14 protein-coding genes and 1 pseudogene are annotated in these 15,975 nt (G+C 59.3%); 4 read left to right on the forward strand and 11 right to left on the reverse strand.

Going from position 1 to position 15,975, the window contains the following annotated elements; genetic code table 11:
* Positions 1-56: 56 nt before the first annotated feature.
* Positions 57-401 (reverse strand): hypothetical protein, encoded by a 345-nt coding sequence (locus D0N36_RS09700; protein ID WP_116941195.1) that lies wholly within the window; start codon positions 399-401, stop codon positions 57-59.
* A gap of 203 nt (positions 402-604) precedes the next feature.
* A complete protein-coding gene (locus D0N36_RS09705; protein WP_116941196.1) occupies positions 605-2,191 on the reverse strand; it encodes a M28 family metallopeptidase in 1,587 nt (528 codons plus the stop codon).
* A gap of 182 nt (positions 2,192-2,373) precedes the next feature.
* On the opposite strand from D0N36_RS09705, the gene D0N36_RS09710 reads away from it, so the two are divergent.
* The 3 genes from D0N36_RS09710 to D0N36_RS09720 all read left to right on the forward strand — a co-directional run bounded on the left by D0N36_RS09710 (position 2,374) and on the right by D0N36_RS09720 (position 6,024).
* The gene (locus D0N36_RS09710) at positions 2,374-4,185 is read left to right on the forward strand and encodes an ABC transporter ATP-binding protein (RefSeq protein WP_116941197.1); all 1,812 of its coding nucleotides are present in this window, start codon (positions 2,374-2,376) and stop codon (positions 4,183-4,185) included.
* A 122-nt stretch (positions 4,186-4,307) separates the two neighbouring features.
* Positions 4,308-5,309: an SdiA-regulated/phytase-like domain-containing protein gene (locus D0N36_RS09715; RefSeq protein ID WP_116941198.1), complete on the forward strand. Its 1,002-nt coding sequence runs from the start codon at positions 4,308-4,310 to the stop codon at positions 5,307-5,309.
* Between the two features lie 70 nt (positions 5,310-5,379).
* The gene (locus tag D0N36_RS09720; RefSeq protein ID WP_116941199.1) at positions 5,380-6,024 is read left to right on the forward strand and encodes a DUF3885 domain-containing protein; all 645 of its coding nucleotides are present in this window, start codon (positions 5,380-5,382) and stop codon (positions 6,022-6,024) included.
* A 57-nt stretch (positions 6,025-6,081) separates the two neighbouring features.
* Here the strand turns inward: D0N36_RS09720 and D0N36_RS09725 are convergent.
* Positions 6,082-6,309 (reverse strand): annotated as a pseudogene (locus D0N36_RS09725) (SDR family oxidoreductase); the annotation flags it as partial.
* A gap of 145 nt (positions 6,310-6,454) precedes the next feature.
* Between D0N36_RS09725 and D0N36_RS09730 the strand changes: the two are divergent.
* Positions 6,455-7,216, forward strand: a complete 762-nt coding sequence (locus D0N36_RS09730; protein ID WP_242478869.1) for an alpha/beta fold hydrolase — start codon at positions 6,455-6,457, stop codon at positions 7,214-7,216.
* Positions 7,217-7,315: 99 nt separating this feature from the next.
* Here the strand turns inward: D0N36_RS09730 and D0N36_RS09735 are convergent, their stop codons facing one another.
* The 8 genes from D0N36_RS09735 to D0N36_RS09770 form a co-directional block, all read right to left on the reverse strand.
* Positions 7,316-8,137, reverse strand: coding sequence for an enoyl-ACP reductase FabI (locus D0N36_RS09735; RefSeq protein ID WP_116941201.1), 822 nt, complete (start codon positions 8,135-8,137; stop codon positions 7,316-7,318).
* Positions 8,138-8,400: 263 nt separating this feature from the next.
* Positions 8,401-10,137 (reverse strand): DNA repair protein RecN, encoded by a 1,737-nt coding sequence (recN, locus tag D0N36_RS09740; protein ID WP_317191454.1) that lies wholly within the window; start codon positions 10,135-10,137, stop codon positions 8,401-8,403.
* A 277-nt stretch (positions 10,138-10,414) separates the two neighbouring features.
* Positions 10,415-11,335 carry a type IX secretion system protein PorD gene (gene porD, locus D0N36_RS09745; RefSeq protein ID WP_116941202.1) on the reverse strand — a complete coding sequence of 307 codons (921 nt, stop codon included), beginning with the start codon at positions 11,333-11,335 and terminating at the stop codon, positions 10,415-10,417.
* The gene (locus D0N36_RS20100; protein WP_116941203.1) at positions 11,328-11,981 is read right to left on the reverse strand and encodes a phosphopantothenoylcysteine decarboxylase domain-containing protein; all 654 of its coding nucleotides are present in this window, start codon (positions 11,979-11,981) and stop codon (positions 11,328-11,330) included. The genes porD and D0N36_RS20100 overlap by 8 nt, the downstream gene beginning before the upstream one ends.
* An 83-nt stretch (positions 11,982-12,064) precedes the next feature.
* Positions 12,065-12,622: a flavoprotein gene (locus tag D0N36_RS20105; RefSeq protein WP_116941204.1), complete on the reverse strand. Its 558-nt coding sequence runs from the start codon at positions 12,620-12,622 to the stop codon at positions 12,065-12,067.
* 152 nt (positions 12,623-12,774) lie between these two features.
* Positions 12,775-13,107 (reverse strand): DNA-directed RNA polymerase subunit omega, encoded by a 333-nt coding sequence (locus tag D0N36_RS09760; RefSeq protein WP_116941205.1) that lies wholly within the window; start codon positions 13,105-13,107, stop codon positions 12,775-12,777.
* A 46-nt stretch (positions 13,108-13,153) separates the two neighbouring features.
* A complete protein-coding gene (locus D0N36_RS09765) occupies positions 13,154-13,981 on the reverse strand; it encodes an outer membrane protein assembly factor BamD (RefSeq protein WP_116941206.1) in 828 nt (275 codons plus the stop codon).
* A gap of 193 nt (positions 13,982-14,174) precedes the next feature.
* Complete coding sequence (locus D0N36_RS09770) at positions 14,175-15,800, reverse strand: OstA-like protein (protein ID WP_116941207.1); 1,626 nt, start codon at positions 15,798-15,800, stop codon at positions 14,175-14,177.
* Between the last annotated feature and the right edge of the window lie 175 nt (positions 15,801-15,975).

Raw genomic sequence — 15,975 nt, forward strand, 5'->3', positions numbered from 1 at the left:
CGGCAAATATTACCGTGCCGTTGTACCAACCCAGTACATTCCAGCAGCCAGCGTAGCTACTGCCGTTGCGCGCGGCAATTTCGGCTAGCAAAGAGATAGAGCCCCTCATTGGGTAATGGCTGGTCCTGTTGCTGCCCTTGTAGCACGTCCTCCCAAGCAGTGAATAATTTAGGGCCCTTGGCATTAGCTCCGAAGGTTTGCACCCAACGCGCATCCCAACCCGACAACAGAAATAACTCGTATCCGCACAGCTCGGCAAATAATGGCCGGCCGCCAAAATCAATTAGCGGCTTGTTACCAAACTTATACGCAGTGGGTTCGCCGGCCCAGCGCCGCAACTCCAACTCGACCTTAGGAACCGCAATATAACCAGCGGTACCAAATATAATTTCGGTAGCCATTGGGTGCAGTAAGCAGGGATACTGCACAGACATCTAAGTGAAAAAGCGAAACTAAAAAGTCTTTAAAACCTGGTGTTGAAAGTACAAAATGGCTTGTCATTCATACGTTTCATAAATGAAGCCAGCCCTGCAAAGGACTCGCTCTCCTAATTGCCTTAATTCATAATCATGAGGAAGAATCACAGTTTTTCAGGGTCACCGGCCTACAACTGGCCAACGGTCTTAACAACCGGCAGGGCTTTGCGGGGTAGCTTTTGGTCGCGCATGGCGGCTTGGTACACGAACGAGGCGACGACCACTGCGGCTTGTTTGAGGTCGTCGGCGGGCAGGCGCTCGTAGGTGTCCATGTTGGTGTGGTGGGTGCGGGTGCCGTAGTCGAGCGGGTCCTGGATGAACTGGAAGCCCGGCAGGCCCACGGCGTCGAAGGCCAAGTGGTCGGTGCCGCCGGTGTTGCGCAGCGTGACAGTAGTAGCGCCGAGGTCGGCGAAGGGCGCGAGCCAGTCGCGGAAGATGGGCGCGGCGGCCTCGTTGCCCTGGGCATAGATGCCGCGGATTTTACCGGCCCCATTGTCAAGGTTGAAGTAGGCAGCCAGCTTTTCGTGGTCGGGCAGCAGCTTCATGGTGGCGGGGTCGGCGAAGTGGTTTTTCACGTAGCCCCGCGAGCCGAATAGGCCCTGCTCCTCCTCGCCCCACAGCGCAATACGAATGGTGCGGCGCGGCTGCACACCGGCCGCTTTCAGCAGGCGCATGGCCTCCATCATCACGGCCACGCCGGCGGCGTTATCGGTGGCGCCGGTAGCGGCGTGCCACGAGTCGAGGTGGGCGCCCAGCATCACCACTTCGCTCTTGAGCTTGCGGTCGGTGCCGGCAATTTCGGCCACCACGTTGTAGCCCTGCAGGTCTTTGTCCTGGAAGCGGGTGCGGGTTTCCATCTCCACTTCTACCGGCAGGCCGGCTTCGGAAAGGCGGATGAGGCGCAGCAGGTCCTCAGGCGCCATTTCTATTTCGGGCAGCACGGGCTTGGCGTCGGCGGCGTAGGGGGCGCCGTTGGAGGTGAAGAACGTGCCGTCGGAGCCCCCGCGGGAACTCAGGATGGCAGCGGCCCCTTCGGCCTGCACCATTTCCAGCAGTTTGGCGCGCAGGGCAAGCTGGGCCCGACGGTTCTTCAGCTGCTCATCGGCCTTGGGGTCGGTGGGCTTGGGCGCGGCGGTCGGGGCTTCCAGCTTGAACTCGGCCATTTTCTGCAGTGCCTCATCGGTGTGGCGGCGGGCATCGGGCTCGAAAGAGGGCTTGGGCGGGTTGGCAACTTCCAGCAGCACAATTTTGTCGCGCAGCTGGCCCTTGTACTTGTCGAGGTCGGCCTCGGAGGCGGCTTTCACCACCATCACCTGCTTTTTGAGCGCGCCGTTGGTGCTCGGCGTCCAGGCCTTGGGAGCCCCAATGAGGGCGTGGTAGTAGGGGGCCGTCATGGCCAGATACGACTTATCGATGTTCCAGCCGCGGCCGAACACGCCCCAGGGCTCGATGTTGGCCTTGGTCATGCCCCAGTCGGCGAGCTGCTTGCGGCTCCACTCGTTGGCGCGGGCCAGGCCCTCGGAGCCGGCCAGGCGCGGGCCGCTTACGTCGGTCAGGTAGAAAGCCGTTTCCATCACTTTGGAGCGGTTCAGGCCTTCATCTTTGATTTTGGCGAGTACGGCCGGGTCGGCCTTGGTGCCGCCCGACTGGGCCAGCGCGGGTGCGGAAACAGCCAGCGAGCCGGCCAGAATGACGAAACGGAAGGTATTCAGCATACGGAAAAGTGGAGATGGGATAGTCGGGAAGCAGCTCAAAAACCCCGAAAAAATGCCGGAGTTGCAGCGGCACTGCTTCCGGATGCCGGATGAAGCCCGCACACGCTACTTAATCAATTTACCCCCCAGCAACTCCCGCCCCATTGCCGCCGTCTAATCGGGTTCACGCTTCCTACCGCACTATGAGCCTCTGGGAAATTATCCGGCGCCTGTACCCCTACGTGCGGCCCTATCGCGGGCTGGTGCTGGGCACACTGCTGCTCACGCTGGTCGGTTCGCTGGCGGCCCAGGTGAACCCGTTCGTGCTGCGCTACACCGTAGACACGGTGCAGGATTTGCTCGACCGCAACCAGGGGCTGGCCCAGGGCATGGATTTGCTGCTGCTGGTGAGCGGGGTGCTGCTGGGCAAGGAAATCATTTACACCTGCATCCAGTTCGGGCAGCGGTATTTTGGCGAGAAAATCCGCATCAGCGTGTCGGGCCGCCTGATGCACGAGGCCGTGCAGCGCGTGGTGAGCTACCAGCTGGGATTTTACGCCGACACCGGCAACCAGACCGGCAAACTCCAGACCCGCATCGACCGGGGCGTGGAGAGCCTGATGAAGCTGGTGCAGAATTTCTTCATCGACATCCTGCCGCTGTTTGCCAACTCGCTGGTGGCGCTGGTCGTCATGTTCGCAGCCAACCTGTACGTGGGGCTGGTGGCGGTGGCGGTGCTGCCGGTGTACTTCTGGCTGAGCTTTCGGCAGGCCGACCGCCTCAACGGCACCCGCCGGGCGCTGCGCGGTTTGCGCGAGGCCCGCAGCCAGGGTCTGGTCAACCTGATTGATTCGGCCATTGTCATCAAAAGCTTCGTGCGCGAAGACTACGAGGCCACCAAGCAGACCCAGCTCCAAGACGAGCTGCAGGCCGCCCAGCTCCAGACGCGCCGCATCAGCTTCCGCTACGACGGCCTGAAAACCTTCACCGAGCAGATTGGCGTGGTGCTCATCATCATCCTGACGGCCTACCTAGTGCTCGACCGGCAGATGTCCATTGGGGCCATCATGTTCCACATCCTGCTGTTCAACAATGTATCGGCCCCCATCCGGCAGCTGCACCGCATTTACGACGAGATGAACGATGCCCTCACTTACTCCGAGGGCTTCTTCGACATTCTGGACGCCGAGGACGCCGTGGAGCCCACCGGCCCGTTGCGGCCGGCGCACCTGCACGGCACCTTCGACATCTGCAACGTCGATTTCACGTACCCCAGCGGCACCCAGGCCCTGCACGACGTCTGCCTCACGATTGAAGCCGGCAAAACCACCGCCCTGGTGGGCCTGAGCGGGGCCGGCAAGAGTACCATCATCAACCTACTCTGCAAGTTCTACGCCCCCGACCGCGGCCAGATGCTACTCGACGGCGAGCCGCTGGCCGACTACGACACCCACGACCTGCGCCGGCAAATCGGGCTGGTGCTCCAGAAAAACCACATTTTTAAAGGCACCATCGAGGAGAACATCCGCTACGGCCTCATGGATGCCACGCTGGCCCAGATCGAGCACGCCGCCCGCCAGGCCTACCTGCACGAGCAGATTATGGAACTGCAGAAAGGCTATCAGAGCGACGCCCAGCAGCTGTCGGGGGGGCAGCAGCAGCGCATCGCCATTGCCCGGCTGTTCCTCAAAAACCCGCCCATTATCCTCCTCGACGAGCCCACAGCCTCACTCGACGCCATTGCCACCGAGCAAATCAAGAACTCACTCGACGCCATCAAGCAGGGCCGCACGGTGGTCATCATCTCCCACAGCCTCGCCCAGATTGTGGACGCCGACTGTATCTACGTGATGAAACAGGGACGCATGGTGGAAAGCGGCACCCACGAGCACCTATACGACCTGCGCGGCACCTACCGCGAAATTTTCGACGCCTCGGCCCGCAGCCTCAACATCGAGAAGCTGGCCCGGGTGCTGGTGGATGATGGGGATGATGTGGGCGACACGGCGGGATAACCATCTATTCAGTTTGAAGCCTATTACCAACCACGCGCATTTCCACACGGCTGGCTGCCTACCTTTGCCGCCACCTCGGACAAGCGGCTCCCAAAGCCGCCTTTTTTCACGCGGCATTGCTCATGAATTGGTTTTTTGCTTTCTGCTCGCTTCTGCTGCCCAGCACGGTTGCCTACGCCCAGCAGACTCTCGCGCCGCTGGCCCAGGTTATCCCGCTACCCGCTGAACTGGTCGAGCGCGAAAACCAGTTTTCCGGGCTCTGCACCTACCGCGGCCAGCTGCTGCTCATGTCGGAGAGCCGCCTGCAGGAGCAGGCCGAAGCAAAAGTATACGGTCTGGCCCTTGCCGACCTCGACCAGCAGCTGGCAGGCCAAACCGGTGAGCTGCCCTTCCGCAAATACCCCATTCGGGGCCTCGACAAAGCCCGGGCCCGGATTGATGGCGCCGCGCCCATCTATGAGGGCCTGGAGGCTATGGCGGTACTGCGCGACACGCTTTATTTTTCTATCGAAACCGTTACGTCGGCTCTCAATTGCTACCTCGTGCGGGGGGTGCTAAACGAAAGCCAGCGCATTATTCAACTCGACAGCAGCTACTTGGTGGCCCTGCCTAAGCCCCTGCTGACTACTGGCACGCCGGCTTACAACGCGGGTTTTGAAGCTATGGCCAGCAACCGCAACCGCGAGCTACTGCTGCTGTTCGAGTACAACTACCTGGCCCGCGGTAACCAGGCCCTTGCCCTCCGCCACCACAGCCCCCGAAGCATCGCGCTGCCCCCACTGCCCTTCCGGGTAACGGATATGGAGCCCGCCGGCAGCCGGCGCTTCACGGCCATCAACTACTTCTTCAACGGTCCCTCCGACCGGGTGTACCGCATGTCGCTCCCCGACCCCAACGCCCGCCTGATTCAGGACAGCACCGCCAGCTACCAGCACTACAGCCGCCTCATCAGCCTGCGCTACAAGCGCAACCGCATCAAGTGGAAGCCGCTATTGGAGCTACCGACCGAGTACCAGACCTACAACTGGGAAGGCCTGGCGGCTTATAAAAGCGGCTATTTCCTGATCAACGACAAGTACGGGTCCTCGGGCCAGTCGACGCTGCTGTATCTGCGGCGGCGGTAGTGGCAAGCATTTCTAACAGCACTATCCATTCTCAGTGCTCACTGAAGCTGTGGGTCATCTGACCATAAATATGCTTTCACCGCTTACCCAGTTTTTTAGCCAATACGCTACCAATCGCCCCAGCCCACGCGAGTTGGCTTATCATCTCCCGTACTGGTTGCGGTTCGATTTATCAGGACAACTTCCGTCCGATGATGTCGGCTATTTTCCCATGGTGCTACACCGGGCGGCCACACTGTTCGAGGCGGCTTTCCAGCCTACTGATGAAGTGCTGGTGGTGTATCAGGATCACCGTTACAAGCGTCATCGTATTCATAGCACTAGCTACCTGTTCCGGCAGTTAGGTATTCGTAAGCACGATGTCGTGTTTGAGAAGCGACGTGCCATAGCCAACCCTGATGCCTACCACGAAGGCCGCTGGGTTCGAATGTTACTCCCAACTACTGCAGCGCAAATCCCGCACCGGGCACTGCTGGCCGCCATCAGCCGCCAAGATTTTCCTTCACCGGGAGTGCAGACCCTGCGCGGCCAACTGTTCTTTTTCAACCAAACCAGCGGCATCATTTTTTACATGTACGATGACCGTGGACTAGTTATATCCAGTGACAGTGCCGCCAGCTCACGCCCCTTCTACCAGCGCTACCAGGAGTGGATTCTTGACTATGACCGCCCGATTATAGACGCTTTGTTTGCTCCAAGTGAGCTAAATCGGTAAACAATAACGCCCGACCACATTGGCCGGGCGTTGTTCTTTATCAGAAAGAGAGCCGGATTACTGCTTGGCGGTCGTAATCAGCTCCACGATTTCCTCCGAAATGCCGGTGGTGCTGAATCCGTCGTCGTGCATGAGATTCTGCATGGTTACGTAGCGGGTCAGGTCTGAGAACAGGCTCACCACGTAGTCGGCGCAGGCTTCGGCCGGGGCGTTGCCCAGCGGCGAAAGGCGGTCGGCGTACTCGTAGAACGCATCGAAGCAGTAGCACCCGCTGGCGCCACGGCCTATACCGACGCACGCAGCACTCATCAGTTAATCTACTTGCTATTTTGGTGAATATTTGTTATCTATAATAGATATTTTATTGTCTTATTTATTTAAATCCTTTAGTCTAATGAGCAGCGCGCTGAAACGTAATAATGTCCATATAATGGGCACTGGGCCTCGAACGCTACTTTTTGTCAATGGATTTGGATGTGACCAAAGCATCTGGCGGTTCATTACGCCCAGTTTTTCTTCCCGCTTTCAGTTAGTACTCTTCGATCATGTTGGGGCCGGCTTATCCGAATCCTCGGCCTACGACCCGGACAAACACGGCTCGCTACAGGGGTATGCCCAGGACCTACTCGACATTTGCCAGGAACTCAACCTAACCGACATTACCCTGATCGGCCACTCTGTAGGAGCTATGATTGGAATGCTGGCTGCCATTGAAGCCCCGGAGTATTTTCGCCAACTGCAGTTACTGTGCCTTTCGCCCTGCTACCTGAACAAAACGAATTACCACGGCGGCTTCGATCAGCAGGATCTGGAGCAGATGCTGGCCTTTATGGATCAGGATTTCATGGGCTGGGTCGATACTTTCGCCCCATTTGTGATGGGCAACCCCGACCAACCTTCGCTGGCCGAGGAGCTGTTGCATAGCCTGTGCCAGAATGACCCGACCATTGCCAAGCGCTTCGCCCGCGTCATTTTCCTTTCCGACAACCGCCCCGATGTAAGCCTTTGCAAGGTTCCATGCTTATTCATCCAATGCGCCCGCGACATGGTTGCACCCGTAGAAGTGGGCGATTTTCTGCAGGCCACCCTGCCAACTTCGGAATTAGTGACGCTGCCTGTTAGCGGCCATTGCCCGCATGTGAGCGCCCCGGCCCTCACCCGAGAGGTAATGGAAACCTTCCTGGCAGCCTAACCCCGAACCGGCCGGTCGTTCGGTTTGCCCCCCCCCTGAACGCCACAACGCCCGACCAAACTGGCCGGGGCGTTGTTCTTTCTTAGAAAGAGCGCCTGATTACTGCTTGGCGCCCGTCACCAATTCCACGATTTCCTCCGAGATGCCGGTGGTGCTGAAGCCGCCGTCGTGCATGAGATTTTGCATGGTCACGTAGCGGGTCAGGTCTGAAAACAGGCTCACCACGTAGTCGGCGCAGGCTTCGGCCGGGGCGTTGCCCAGGGGCGAAAGGCGGTCGGCGTACTCGTAGAAGGCGTCGAAACCGCTGATGCCGGTGCCGGCCGTAGTTTTGGTGGGCGACTGCGAGATGGTGTTCACGCGCACTTTCTTAAGCTTGCCGAGGCGCTGGCCATAGCTGCGGGCAATGCTTTCGAGCATGGCCTTAGCCTGCGACATGTCGGTGTAGTCGAGGAAAGCGCGCTGGGCAGCAATGTAGCTCAGGGCTACGGCCGAGCCCCATTCGTTGAAGGCGTCCTGCTTCTCAGCCACAGCCAGCATCTTATGGAACGAGAGGGCCGACACGTCGAGCGTCTTCTGGTACCACTCGTAGTTGAGCTCGCCGTAGTGCTTGCCCTTGCGGATGTTGGCGCTCATGCCAATGCTGTGCAGCACGAAGTCGAGCTTGCCACCAAGCTGCTCCTGCGCACCCGAAAACAGGTTCTCCAGGTCCTCCATCGACGTAGCATCGGCCGGGATGATAGGCGCGTTGCACTGCTCGGCGAGCTTGTTGATTTCGCCCATACGCATGGCCAGCGGGGCATTGGTGAGCACGAAGCGGGCGCCCTCGGCGTGGCACTTCAGCGCCACTTTCCAGGCAATAGATTCTTCATTGAGCGCGCCGGAAATGATACCGACTTTGCCCGCGAGCAGGTTACTGGCCATATGGGGAGGTGAGTAGGGTGTAGATTGGAACTACAAAAAAGGCGAAAAAATAAGGAATGGTCATACTGAAAAAAGTAGAACCGTCATGCTGAGCGAAGGCGGAGCCGAAGCTGAAGCATCTCTACCGCAATAGTAATCCTGACGTTGGATTCGATTGTTGCGGTAGAGATGCTTCGACTTCGGCTCGCCTTCGCTCAGCATGACGGTTTCTTCATCCATCCACCAACCACTCTTCTATCCAGCCATTTCCACGCCGCGCAACGCTAGCAGCTCGCGGGCGCTCTGGGTGGCGTGCAGCGTGGGGTTGCGCCGGAAATCATCTGGGCAATTTCGTGGATGCGCTCATCCTGGCTGAGCAGGCGGATGCGGCTCACGGTGCGGTCGGCGCGGTCTTCCTTGTACACGAAGTAATGGGCGTCGCCGGCAGCGGCCATCTGGGGCAGGTGGCTGATGGCGATGAGTTGGTGCTTCTTGGCCATCTGCTGCATCATGCGGCCCACTTTCAGCGCAATTTCGCCGCTGATACCGGTATCGATTTCGTCGAATACGATTGTCGGCAGCGCCGTTTTATCGGCCAGCATATACTTGATGCACAGCATGAGGCGCGAGAATTCGCCGCCCGAAGCGGACTTGCTCAACGTCTGGGGCGCGGCGCCTTTGTTGGCCGTGAACAGGATGCTCACGACGTCGATGCCGCTAACGGCTGGGGCTCCGGCCTCGTGGCTTACCACAATGCGGGCGTGCGGCATGCCCAGGTCGGTGAGGAGCGTGGCCAGTTCCTTCTCGAACTTGGGAAACGTTTTGCGGCGGGCTTCGGAGAGGCGCAGGGCCTGCTTCTGCACGGTGGCCAGGGTGGCTTCCACATCGCGGCGCAGGCGGCTGATTTGCTTGTCGAGGTTGAGCACCGAGCTGACCTTGTCGCGCAGGTCGGCGCGCACGGCCAGCAGGTCCACCACGTCGCGCACCTGGTGCTTGCGCTGCAGGCTGTAGAGCACGTTCAGGCGGCTTTGCAGCTCATCGATGCGGGCCGGGTCGCCCTCGGTGCGGCGCTCCACCTGCTCAATTTCGTCGGTGATGTCGCGCAGCTCAATCAGGCAGCTGTCGAGGCGGTGGCGCAGGTCTTTCACGGGCTCCGAGTAGGGTGCAATCTGGCCCAGCAGCACCGCGGCGTCTTTCAGGGCGCCGGTGGCGCAATACTCGCCCTCGCTCAGGCTCTGCAGGGCGTGGGTGAGCTTGTACTTGATTTCCTCGGCGTGCTCCAGCCCCTTCACCTCCTGCTCCAGCTCGTCCTGGTGCTCATTGTCCAGGCTGGCTTCTTCCAGCTCATTCAGCAGGAAGCTGTGGTAATCGAGCTCCTTATTGGCTTGGGCCACCTGGCCTTCGAGGGCCTGCAGGTCGGTTTCGAGCTTGCGGTACTGGCGGTAGGCGCTGCTGTATTGGGTGCGGGTAGGCACTAGGTTGGCGTACAAATCCAGCAGGTTAAGCTGAAACACTGCGTCGCCGAGCAGCAGCGTATCGTGCTGGGAATGGATATCCATGAGGTTGGCCCCGATGTTCCGCAGGGTTTCCAGCGTCACGGGCGTATCGTTCACGAACGCCCGGCTCTTACCATTGGGGCTCAGCTCGCGCCGCAGAATGCACTGCTGGTCGTAATCCACGTCCTCGGCCTCGAAAATGTCGCGCAGCTGGTAGCTACTGATGTCGAAATGGCCCTCCAGCACGCACTTTTTGCTTGTGTCGAATAGCATGCGCGAGTCGGCGCGGTTGCCGAGCAACAGCCCAATGGCCCCCAGCATAATGGACTTGCCGGCGCCCGTTTCGCCGGTAATTATGTTGAGCAGCGCCGAAGGTTTCAGCTCCAGCTTCTCAATCAGGGCGTAATTCTGAATTCGCAAATCAACCAGCATACCGAAAGGCGTGAAGGCCGGAGCGCCGACCGTGGCTACCAAAAGTGCAGCTAAGGCCCCGTGTTCTACGGCCAGGCCTAGCAGCGTTAGCAAAGCTACTAGTTCGGTTAGTCAGATGCTAGTTATTTTCGCAACAAGCGGCAGCATTAGTCGTTACGGCCCACCATAGAGGCTTTTCTGCTCAAACTTTTCGTTTGCCCCAACCATCCACAAAATGATTTGCAAGAACAGCGTAGGGTGCGGGGCTTGCCCCCGCCCGCCAATAGAACGGGGATGCCGGAATAATCCGGACGACTTGGTTCCGCATCGTTCAACGGCGGGCGGGGACAAGCCCCGCCCCTACTGCGCTAACAGCCAACTGCCACCAGACCTACGGCTGGCGCAGAATCGTCTCGTACTTCGACGTGTTGGTGGGGTCAGCTTCGGTGAGCAGGGTTACGAGGCTGGTTTTCTGCTGCTGGTCGGTGCTGGTGCGAAAGACGTTGGAAATTTCGTCGGCCTTGGTCTGGAAGAACGAACGGGCGAACAGGGTACCGGGGCGGCGCTGCACGGCTTTCTGCACGTCTTGCAGGGCCGTGTACATATTGGTGCGGGCCTCGTCGGGCTGGGTGATGAAGATGTCGAGGCCCTGGCGGTAGTAGGCATACATGCCGCTGCGGAAGGCCTGCAGCTGGGGATCCTGCAGGTTGTTGAGCAGCCAGTAGCGGTTGCCGCTGTTCTCATCCTTCCAGCCGGGGTCCGATTCGTTGGTGATATTCTGGGAGGCCGCGTTGGTCAGAATCTGCCGGGCCCGGTCGTAATATGGGCCGCCACTCAACGATGCAAAACTATCCTGGTCCAGCCCAATCATCATGTAGGCATAAAAGGACAGCAGCGACGAGAGGTTGCCGACGAACGTATTTTCGGAATACTCCAGCGGGTTCTGGGGCGAGTAGTTGAAAATCCAGCCCCGGTCGGCGAAGCTCAGCACGTTGCTCTCGTAGCCGGTGCCATACACCGGCCGGGTGCTCACGATGCGCACCGTAGCCCGGTACGTGCCGTTCTGCGGAATTTCGGTGATGCCCACGAACAACCGGCATTTGATGCGCTCCTCAGGCCGGTACGCCCGATTGGTGAAGGCCCGGCTATTGAGGAAGTTCTGCATATCGTTGCGCAACTGCTGCACCAGCTGCGGGTCCGAAATCGTCACGTTTTCGGTCGAAACGGTTACCTCAGCCTGCAGCTCCTGGGCCCGGGCAGGGCGCAGCAGTACCAATAGCGGCAGCAAAAACAGCAACTGAAACTTAGACATGGCGGGCAGCTAAACGGTCGAGTACGACGCCCATAATATCGAGGGCGACGCTGGTTTTGGATTTCAGCCCGAACGCCGTAACACGGCCGTCGGCTTCGAGCAAAGTTACCTGGTTCGTGTCGTGGCGGAAGCCGGCCCCGGCGTCGCGCAGCGAGTTAAGCACAATCAGGTCGAAGTTCTTGCGTTCGAGCTTGCCCAGCGCGTGGGCCTGCTCGTTCTCCGTTTCCAACGCAAAGCCCACCGAAAATTGTTCGGGCCGTTTGGTTTTTCCGAGTTCGAAGGCAATATCCACGTTTTTCACCAGCTCCAGCGTCAGCCGTTCGCCACTTTTCTTTATTTTCTGGGTGGCTACTTCGGCCGGCCGGTAATCGGCCACGGCGGCGGCAAATATCCACACATCGGCCAGCCGGGCGGCATCAGCGGCGGCCTCGTACATCTCGGCCGCGGTCTGCACCCGCGTCGTCAGAATGTGCGGGGAGGCCGGGTCGGGCAGGTTGGTGGGGCCGCTGATGAGGGCCACCTCGGCGCCAGCCGCGGCAAAGGCTTCGGCCAGCGCGTAGCCCATTTTGCCGGTGCTGTGGTTGCCCAGAAACCGCACCGGGTCCAGGGGTTCATGGGTCGGGCCGGCCGTTATCAGAACGCGCATTATACTAATTAAGAATTAAAAACCAGGAATTCCGTCCATACGGCCATCCCATCCCCAATTACCAATCCAAGGAAGTCGGTAAGTTATTTCCTACTTCTCACTTCTTTTTCCAGCTCGCGCACAATGTCCTCGGGCTCCAGCATGCGGCCGGGGCCGCTCAGGCCGCTGGCTAGTTCGCCGGCCGGCGAGTCCCACACGGTGTTGCCGTAGCTGCGCAGGCGCGCCAGATTGGCTTGGGTGGCCGGGTGCTGGTACATATCGAGGTCCATGGCCGGGGCTACGAACACGGGGCAGCGGGCCGAAAGGTACACCGCGTCGAGCAGCGTGTCGCAGAGGCCCAAGGCGAGATGAGCCAGCGTATTGGCCGAGGCCGGAGCCACCACCAGCGCATCGGCCCACAGGCCTAGCTCCACGTGGTTGTGCCACTCGCCGGCCCGCTCGTCTTTCAGGAAACCCTGCAGAACCGGATTTTTGGAAAGCGTGGCCAGCGTGAGCGGCGTAACGAAGGCCACGGCGGCGGGCGTCAGCACCACGCGCACCACGGCACCGGCCTTCACCAGCAGGCGCACCAGCGGCGCGGCTTTATAGGCGGCAATGCTGCCACTAACACCCAGCACAATATTTCGACCTGTTAGCGGCATACCTGGCAGTTGGCGAAGCACGGCTTCATTTTCAAGTACAGAGTTAGGGCTGGCCGGCAACCCGGCAACGCGTTGCCTTACACGCCGCAGCCTCCCCGTCGCCCGGGTTGGTCCGGGTGGCGGGGAGGCTGCGGCCGACCGGAAAGGTCAACTTACGCGTTCTTCTCGGCTTCCTGCTCGGGCGTGCTGTAGTGTATCTTGCCCTCCAGGAATTCTTCGATAGCCAGGTTGGTGGGCTTGGGCAGGCGCTCGTAATGCTTGGAAATCTCGATTTGCTCGCGGTTCTCAAACACCTCCTCCAGGTTGTCGACGGTGGTGGCAAATTCGGCCAGCTTGCCGTTGAGCTCCTCTTTCAGCTTGATGGAGAGCTGGTTGGCGCGCTTCGAGATAATAGCAATGCTCTCGTACACGTTGCCGGTTTCGGGAGTGAAGTCCGACATGTTGCGCGTAACGATGGAAGCGGAAGTGTTGTTGGGCGTCTTCATATGATGAGTTTTCGAGGTTCCTAAGTGATACCGGGCGCGAAAGCCCTTACTTAACAGCAGCCGTATCGGCCGCTTTCAGCTTGTCGGCGGCGCCACGGGCGTTATCGTACATTTTCTCGGCGTCTTTCAGCTGCTTGCTCTGCGGAAAGGTGTCGATGAAGCTCTGATAAAACGCCAGCGTTTCGTTGTAGCGTTCCAATTGTTTCTCCGCTACCGATTCGGTAGCCAGGTCGAACTGGGCGCTGAGCTTGAGGAAAGCAGCCTGCTCGCCGTAGGCCGAAGCCGGGTACTGCTGCTGGAAGTTGGTTAAAGCCGTAACGGCCGACTGGTAATAGCGCAAATCGTAGTAGAGCTTAGCCGACAGAAAGGCCTTGTTCTCCAGCTTCTTCTGCAGCTCCTGCGACATTCCCTCTACCTCGGACCGGAACTTGCTTTCGGGGTAGCGGTTCAGAAACTCCTGAATTACTTCCAGGGCCGTGTACGTATTGGTCTGGTCGAGCTGGAACTCGGGCGAATCCTTGAACAACGACTTTGCCTGCATGAAGTAGGCCTCCTGGGCGAACTCCGAGTTGGGGTAGGTGTCGTGGAAAGTCTTGAAATAGTAGGCGCTCAGCGTATAATTGCGCTGGCGGTAGTTGGTGTTGGCAAAGTAGAACTGCGCCTTCTCGGCTTCGGGCCGGCCTCTGAGCAGCGGAATCAGCTCTTCGAGCAGCGTACCTGCCTTGAAGAAGTCCTCCTTTTCGTAATACTGGATGGCAGCTTCATACTTCTTGTTCACATCGGTGCTCTTGAGCAGCTTCTGATAGCCGGAGCAGGAACCCAACAGCAGCGTGCTGAGGAACAGAACAAAGAAAGCAGGACGGAATGACAGCATAAGGGCGCAAAGGTACGAATTAGTAGTTGGTAATAAATTGCTGGTATGAGAGAACGTCATGCTGAGCGAAGCGGAGCGGAGTCGAAGCATCTCTACCGCTTCGTTGCCGCCGAGGAGGTTAGCATTGCGGTAGAGATACTTCGACTCCGCTCCGCTTCGCTCAGCATGACACCGTTCTTTTGCCAACCATACGCTACTTCCTAGCCGGGGTCCTTTTACTGGATTTAACCGGCGGCTTACGGGCTGGGGCAGGCTTCTTTTTGGGCTTTACGGGCAGGGCGAAGTGCTTGCCGAGCGTCTGACGGCGGGTGGGCCGGTCGTCGGGTCGCCACCGGAAGTCCTTGAGCTTGGCTTCCTCGGGTTTCAGCTCGTTGGGCGGGATGAACTTGGCTTCGGGGTTGGTGATGAAACTGATGGTCTGCAGCTCGTCGTCGGTGAAGCGCAGGGCCATGGTGGCCGAGAGCGACTTGTTGACGCCCGAAACGGCCGTGTCGCCCTCAAGAGCATAGTAGAGGCTCTCGGCGTTGCCAACCACATCAATTTTTTTTATGGCCTTCTCCCCGAAGTAAGCCACCATCGTGCGGCCCTTCACCTGGTTGTAGTTGCCAATGGTGTCGAGCCCGATGCTGAAAGCGTGGCCATAGAGCCGCATCTGGTCGATTTTGCCCCGGCGCTGCCGGATTTCCATCGAGTCGGCCGTCAGCTGGTTTTTCTTGGTCCACAGCACCGGGTCGTGGCTGAGGTAGATGATGGAGTCCTGCCGGTCGTAGGTCAGCGAGTCGGCCCGGCCCTGCAAATCGGAGCGGAAAATGCGGGCTTTGCGGTAGGCATATATCACGGCGCCCTTGTTCAGCGGGGGCTTCCCCTCAATGCTGACCAGCGTATCAGCGGTCAGATACAGCGTGTCTTTGCCCGAGATGTTGCGCATTACGGGGCGGCTGCCGTACACCTTGGCGCGGCCCTGGGCCCGCCAGTAGCGCCCCACATCGCCCCGTATTTCGAGGTTATCCTTCTTGGAAATCATCGACACCCGGCCCGTGGCCACGCCGTACTGGGTCAACTCGTTGTAGAAAAGCTTGTCGCCGCCGAGCAGATAAGTGGGCGTTTCTATTTTGGCGTTGCGGCCGAAGTTGGCCTCCTTGGTAGCGGTGTTGTAAGTGCCGTTCTCGGCGTACAGGTTCTGGTTTTTACCCTTGATGCGTGTCGGCCCGAAGAAGTAAGCCACTTTGCTGATGGTGTTGTACTGCAGCGTATCGGTGTCGATGGTATTTTCGGGCGTTACCAGCTTCACGTTACGCTTGAAGCTGAACACTTTGCTGACGGTGTTGTAGTAGCCGAACTGGCTGTCGAGCGTGTTTTTAGGGTCCTGGAGGTGGCCGCCGGTGCTGTAGTAGGCGAGGTTGTTAGCCAAGTCGTAGTCGAGCAGCTGGGTGGTGAGCGTCATGCGCGGGTCGCGCAGCGTTACGTTGCCCGTCATGCGGGCCTTGCGGGTGTCGCCGTCGTAGGTGCCGCGGTTGCCGGTAATCGTGATGGTGTCGTTCTGGATGATGCGCACATTGCTGAACGCCTCGATGGCGTTGCGCTCCAGATACTGGTACATCGAGTCGGCGTAGAGCAGCGTGGTACCCTGGCGCAGGCTAACGTTACCCAGCAGCTTGCGGATTTCGATGCCATTGAAGGTGCCGCCTTCCAGCGAACTGGCCGTCAGCAGCTCAATCGGCTGGCCTTTAACCGGCGCGGCCGCGGGCCTGGCCTGCGACCACCCCAGCAGCGGCAGCACAAGCAGTAAAACAAGAAAAACAGACTTAGGAAGCGACATTTCGGCGCAAAGGTAGGCAAGCGGGGTGGCTAACGTGTTTCTTTGCGGAATATTGGATGAAGCGGCTGTTGAAAGAACGATGTAGGGTGCGGGGCTTGCCCCCGCCCGCCGTTAAACGACTGTTCAAACGATAGTTCCACCTATACCTAACGGCGGGCGGGGGCAAGCCCCGCCC

Source organism: Hymenobacter lapidiphilus (genome assembly GCF_003417065.2).
Classification (GTDB): domain Bacteria; phylum Bacteroidota; class Bacteroidia; order Cytophagales; family Hymenobacteraceae; genus Hymenobacter.

Excerpts from the sequence above, each read along its gene's own strand:
- D0N36_RS09760 (WP_116941205.1), bottom strand. The coding sequence starts at position 13,107 with ATGAAGACGCCCAACAACACTTCCGCTTCCATCGTTACGCGCAACATG.
- D0N36_RS09715 (WP_116941198.1), top strand. The coding sequence starts at position 4,308 with ATGAATTGGTTTTTTGCTTTCTGCTCGCTTCTGCTGCCCAGCACGGTT.
- D0N36_RS20105 (WP_116941204.1), bottom strand. The coding sequence starts at position 12,622 with ATGCCGCTAACAGGTCGAAATATTGTGCTGGGTGTTAGTGGCAGCATT.
- D0N36_RS09730 (WP_242478869.1), top strand. The coding sequence starts at position 6,455 with ATGGGCACTGGGCCTCGAACGCTACTTTTTGTCAATGGATTTGGATGT.
- D0N36_RS20100 (WP_116941203.1), bottom strand. The coding sequence starts at position 11,981 with ATGCGCGTTCTGATAACGGCCGGCCCGACCCATGAACCCCTGGACCCG.
- porD (WP_116941202.1), bottom strand. The coding sequence starts at position 11,335 with ATGTCTAAGTTTCAGTTGCTGTTTTTGCTGCCGCTATTGGTACTGCTG.
- D0N36_RS09765 (WP_116941206.1), bottom strand. The coding sequence starts at position 13,981 with ATGCTGTCATTCCGTCCTGCTTTCTTTGTTCTGTTCCTCAGCACGCTG.
- D0N36_RS09710 (WP_116941197.1), top strand. The coding sequence starts at position 2,374 with ATGAGCCTCTGGGAAATTATCCGGCGCCTGTACCCCTACGTGCGGCCC.
- D0N36_RS09735 (WP_116941201.1), bottom strand. The coding sequence starts at position 8,137 with ATGGCCAGTAACCTGCTCGCGGGCAAAGTCGGTATCATTTCCGGCGCG.
- D0N36_RS09770 (WP_116941207.1), bottom strand. The coding sequence starts at position 15,800 with ATGTCGCTTCCTAAGTCTGTTTTTCTTGTTTTACTGCTTGTGCTGCCG.
- D0N36_RS09705 (WP_116941196.1), bottom strand. The coding sequence starts at position 2,191 with ATGCTGAATACCTTCCGTTTCGTCATTCTGGCCGGCTCGCTGGCTGTT.
- D0N36_RS09720 (WP_116941199.1), top strand. The coding sequence starts at position 5,380 with ATGCTTTCACCGCTTACCCAGTTTTTTAGCCAATACGCTACCAATCGC.
- D0N36_RS09700 (WP_116941195.1), bottom strand. The coding sequence starts at position 401 with ATGGCTACCGAAATTATATTTGGTACCGCTGGTTATATTGCGGTTCCT.